Genomic DNA, 297 nt, shown 5'->3' on the forward strand with positions numbered 1-297 from the left:
TCCTCGACGTACACCGCTTGATTCTCACGGATGATCGTCGTGGACAGCTTGTGCTGCCAGTCCCGCCGGGTGTCGGCCACCCGGGCGTGCGCCCTGGCGACCTTCACAACAGCCTCCCTACGGCGGTTACTGCCCCGCTGTTTACGCGACAGGGCCTGCTGCAGCCGCTTGAGCCTGCGGGCAGCGCGGCGCAGGAACCTGGGCGCGGCCACCTTCGTGCCGTCCGGCATGACCGCGAAGTGCGTCAGCCCCAGATCGATCCCCACCTCGGCGTCGGTCGGCGGCAACGGCTCGTCC

The 297-nt window shown here is 69.4% G+C and carries 1 protein-coding gene; it reads right to left on the bottom strand.

Going from position 1 to position 297, the window contains the following annotated elements:
• Window positions 1-266 (bottom strand): transposase (locus ACFHWU_RS29580; RefSeq protein WP_416592362.1); only part of this gene is annotated, 266 nt, incomplete at its 3' end.
• Between the last annotated feature and the right edge of the window lie 31 nt (window positions 267-297).

It is taken from the genome of Micromonospora sp. LOL_015 (assembly GCF_048060275.1).
GTDB lineage: Bacteria > Actinomycetota > Actinomycetes > Mycobacteriales > Micromonosporaceae > Micromonospora_E.